Here is a 3,179-nt window from a genome sequence, read left to right on the forward strand (position 1 = left end):
GGCGAAGCCCTGCGCGATGTGCAGGAAAATCTCGACGCCAAAAACTACTACGCCTACAACCCCTCATTTGATACCGGCTGTGCCAAGCGGTCAAAGAGCAACTGAACGCACAAAAAACGAGCTGTCTCTGCGTGAGACAGCTCGCTTCGATCATCAGTTAGTCAATTTTTCCAAGGCCGCAATGTCCAATTGATACAATTTTTCTCTGCCTCTCGTATGTGTCAGCAGATACTGATGTTCATCAAGCGCATTCAGCCGTTTCTTTACCGTTGCATACGACAGATGCATTCCTGTCCGCAGCTCTTTTTCAGAAATGCCATTGTCCGAAAACAACGCAGCTTGCAGCAGAATATAGGTCAGGTTTTGATATTTTTCATCGCTTAACAGCGAATCACGCTGCATTCGTTCACGATACTCTTGCAAATCAATTGTTCGTTTCTCCAATGCATACTCCAATTGATGCATGGCTTGCGCGATAATGTCCAGAAATGCAAGGACAAATGGTGTTATATCGCCTCGATTGCGTCTATCGTTGCAGAGCTTAAAAGAATCATAATAGGTCCGAATGTTCTCTTTGATGGTATAGGACAACCGATAGCTGACGAGCGGATCCAGCGTCCGCGAGAGCAAATAACTGCTGATAAATCGCGACAATCGTCCATTTCCATCGTAAAACGGATGAATATAGCCGAACAGATAGTGAAACACGCTGATACGAATTAAGATCTCTACGGAATCATCATTGAGAAACCGGAGAGCTTGTTCCATTGCCTCTATAATCTTCGATTCCGGCTGTACACCGCGATGAATTTCTTTTTGAGATGGACTCATGACAGAGACAGCTTCTTTCCGAAAATACTGTCCATCCGGACAATCTGCCGGATTGTCCTGTATAATGTCCGGAAGCACCAGTTCATTATATAAGTCTCGCAGCTCTTGGCAGTTGGTCAGCGGAATATCCTCTGCCTTTCGCAAACGCAAATATTGTCTGACCAATCCATCAAATCGTTTTTTCTGCTTGACTTCTTTGCTTTCCAACTTCTCCAATACTTCGTGAATTTCTCTGCGCGTGCTGTTTACGCCTTCAATATCATTTGTGAGCACAATTTCATCTACCAAACAGCGTCTGGAGAACTGTTCCAACGCAATTCCCGGCAGCCCGCTCCGCAAATGCGCAACGCGTTTATCTATACGCAGAATCTCCGTGATAAGCGTCCACAACTGCGTATTGGGTACGAGAAATGCCGGATTTTCATTGACAGTAAAATCCAGCCGAATCACATCCACGTCGTGATACCGTGCAGCATAAACCGTTTCATATGTTTCTCTTGATTTATAGTATAACTTTCCCAATGGTTCATACCGCATTTGCTCTCACCTCTTTGTATTCTAATATATCCCGTATATCTATTAAAAATATACTATTGTTGATAGATAAAGTCAAACGTTCTCTCTTGCGCACACAAAAAACGAGCTGTCTCTACATGAGACAGCTCGCTTCCGTTGATTCGTCTATAAACAATTACTTGTGGTCAAATGCATCACGAACAGACATTGCGTACTGTGCATGAGTTACGCCCTTAACATAGGAACGTGCGATCTTCTGGAAGAAATTCATACTTGTTACCTCTTATTCTATGATAAATAATTTTTTACTTTTTATCCATGTAATGACCGAAGGTCTGCGTAACAGATGCTGCATACTGCGCATGGGTTACACCTCTTACATAAGAGCGAGCCAGCTTCTGGAAGAAGTTCAGCTGCTTTCTTTCTTTTTTCATTACCGGAATGCTGCCGGCGTTCATTTGCTTTGTCATTTTGCATTCCCCTCTTTCTGCGACTATCATACTGCAAAAGGCTGGGTTTTGTCTATTTCTATTTTATATAACTTTGCATGATTTTTTCAATCAATTCTTGTATACATTCGTATCAGGGCGTACAAAAACAAAGGCGTCAGATTATGCAGGCTGCGCAGAGGTTTTGCGCTCATTTTGCCGTTTTTCTGAAATGTTTTGCCGTATCTCAGGTATTTTTTCTTCTGTTCCATAGTTTTATACAAGAATAAACAGATATACAGAAAAGGCAGATGTACAACTTGTACATCCGCCAAATTTCCCGTTATATTTCGTTTAATCGCGGTATCCGTTCGGATTATTCTTCTGCCAATTCCAAGAATCGCGGCACATCTCCAAAATACCGTTCTTTGCCTTCCAGCCCAGCTCTCGCTCTGCCTTTGCCGGATCTGAATAACAGGTAGCAATGTCGCCTGCGCGGCGCGGCTTGATCGAATAGGGGATTTTCAGGTTGTTTGCCTGCTCAAAGGCATGTACGACATCCAGTACCGAATAGCCCTGACCGGTACCCAGATTATAAATAGCCATACCGCACTTCTTTTCAATCGCAGCCAGTGCCTTGACATGTCCGTCTGCCAAATCGACAACATGAATATAATCGCGCACGCCGGTTCCATCCGGAGTATCATAATCATTGCCAAAGACACCCAACTCCGGACGCTTGCCCACAGCAACCTGCGTGATATACGGCATCAGATTGTTCGGAATACCATTCGGATCCTCACCAATCTTGCCGGACGGATGCGCACCAATCGGATTGAAGTAGCGCAGCAGAACCACATTCCATTCCGGATCTGCCTTCTGCATATCCATCATAATCTGTTCAATCATGCTCTTGGTCTGACCATACGGATTGGTGCACTGACCTTTCGGGCACTCCTCGGTAATCGGAATGACTGCCGGATTGCCATAAACCGTCGCGGAAGACGAGAAAATGATATTCTTGCAGCCATGCTTGCGCATCACATCCAGCAGGACAAGTGTGCCAGAAATATTATTCTCATAATACTCCAGCGGCTTTTCTACCGATTCACCAACTGCCTTGAGTCCGGCAAAATGAATGCAGCAATCAAAAGCATATTGTTCCATGACCCTGGTCAGGCCCTCACGATCCCGAATATCTACCTGATAAAACGGAACCGGCTTGCCGGTAATCTCGGTCACACGCTGTAAAGATTTCTCCGAAGCATTGCTCAGATTATCTACCACTACGACGTCATGACCTGCCTGCTGCAGTTCAATGACGGTATGACTGCCAATATATCCGGCACCGCCGGTAATCAAAATTTGCATTGTACGTTCTCCTTTTTGAAGCTCTTTGTTCTA

The 3,179-nt window shown here is 44.7% G+C and carries 3 protein-coding genes; all 3 read right to left on the reverse strand.

Going from position 1 to position 3,179, the window contains the following annotated elements; genetic code table 11:
* Positions 1-153: 153 nt before the first annotated feature.
* The gene (locus ACR0P9_RS09850) at positions 154-1,368 is read right to left on the reverse strand and encodes a Fic family protein (protein ID WP_432619684.1); all 1,215 of its coding nucleotides are present in this window, start codon (positions 1,366-1,368) and stop codon (positions 154-156) included.
* Between the two features lie 284 nt (positions 1,369-1,652).
* Positions 1,653-1,817 (reverse strand): hypothetical protein, encoded by a 165-nt coding sequence (locus ACR0P9_RS09855; protein ID WP_432619686.1) that lies wholly within the window; start codon positions 1,815-1,817, stop codon positions 1,653-1,655.
* 312 nt (positions 1,818-2,129) lie between these two features.
* Entirely contained in the window at positions 2,130-3,146 is a 1,017-nt protein-coding gene (gene galE / locus ACR0P9_RS09860) for a UDP-glucose 4-epimerase GalE (protein ID WP_432619689.1), read from the reverse strand.
* Positions 3,147-3,179 lie beyond the last annotated feature (33 nt).

The sequence above is a fragment of the Butyricicoccus sp. genome (assembly GCF_050872565.1).
Taxonomy (GTDB): domain Bacteria; phylum Bacillota; class Clostridia; order Oscillospirales; family Butyricicoccaceae; genus Butyricicoccus_A.

What these genes read in the sequence shown, in the direction of transcription:
- galE (WP_432619689.1), bottom strand. Translation starts at nt 3,146, where the DNA reads ATGCAAATTTTGATTACCGGCGGTGCCGGATATATTGGCAGTCATACC.
- ACR0P9_RS09855 (WP_432619686.1), bottom strand. Translation starts at nt 1,817, where the DNA reads ATGACAAAGCAAATGAACGCCGGCAGCATTCCGGTAATGAAAAAAGAA.
- ACR0P9_RS09850 (WP_432619684.1), bottom strand. Translation starts at nt 1,368, where the DNA reads ATGCGGTATGAACCATTGGGAAAGTTATACTATAAATCAAGAGAAACA.